1 pseudogene is annotated in these 287 nt (G+C 29.6%); it reads left to right on the top strand.

Annotation, left to right across the window (positions count from 1 at the left end):
• Positions 1-182, top strand: a pseudogene (locus D9V42_RS15365) (hypothetical protein); the annotation flags it as partial.
• Positions 183-287 lie beyond the last annotated feature (105 nt).

Genomic DNA, 287 nt, shown 5'->3' with positions numbered 1-287 from the left:
TTCGTTTTCTCTGTTGGTTTTTCATCTTTTTTATAATATTTAGCTACGATGTTATACAAGAAATATTAGGACACAAAACAATGAGTATTACTGAACAAGTATACAGTCATGTAACGGAAAATATGAATCATAAAGCAAAGAAAGACTTCGAGAAATTCATACAAGAAAAAGAAATATTTTAAAACTTTCTGCACCCATTCTGCACCCAAAATACTCAAAATAATAAAAGTGGGTGCAAAAAAAGCAACCCGAAATCATCCTATTATAATGACTCGAGTTGCTTATAT

It is taken from the genome of Staphylococcus pseudoxylosus (assembly GCF_003697915.1).
GTDB lineage: Bacteria > Bacillota > Bacilli > Staphylococcales > Staphylococcaceae > Staphylococcus > Staphylococcus pseudoxylosus.
Note: the sequence above shows the minus strand (reverse complement) of the source record. Positions and strands in the feature narration are given on the sequence as shown.